Annotated in this window: 1 protein-coding gene; it reads right to left on the minus strand. The window is 55.3% G+C overall.

Annotated elements, in window-relative coordinates:
* Window positions 1-17: 17 nt before the first annotated feature.
* Window positions 18-237, minus strand: a 220-nt coding sequence (locus CWO91_RS42560) for an IS3 family transposase (RefSeq protein ID WP_165406097.1), incomplete at its 5' end; no start/stop codon positions are given.

A 237-nucleotide genomic window follows, 5' to 3' on the forward strand; every position in this document is an offset into this window, starting at 1 on the left:
AAAAAAGTGGACAGGGTTCAAGCCGATTTTAGCTCCATCTCGACCGGGCTGATATAGCCGATGGCCGAGTGTCTGCGGTGTTGGTTGTAGAAGCCCTCGACGTAGGCGAAGATGTCGCGCTCAGCGTCATCGCGGGTCGCATATTGACGGTGATGGATCAGTTCGGTCTTGAGCGTGTGGAAGAAGCTTTCCATTGGGGCATTGTCGTAGCAATCGGCTCTGCGGCTCATCGAGGGT

It is taken from the genome of Bradyrhizobium genosp. SA-3 (assembly GCF_004212635.1).
Taxonomy (GTDB): Bacteria; Pseudomonadota; Alphaproteobacteria; order Rhizobiales; family Xanthobacteraceae; genus Bradyrhizobium.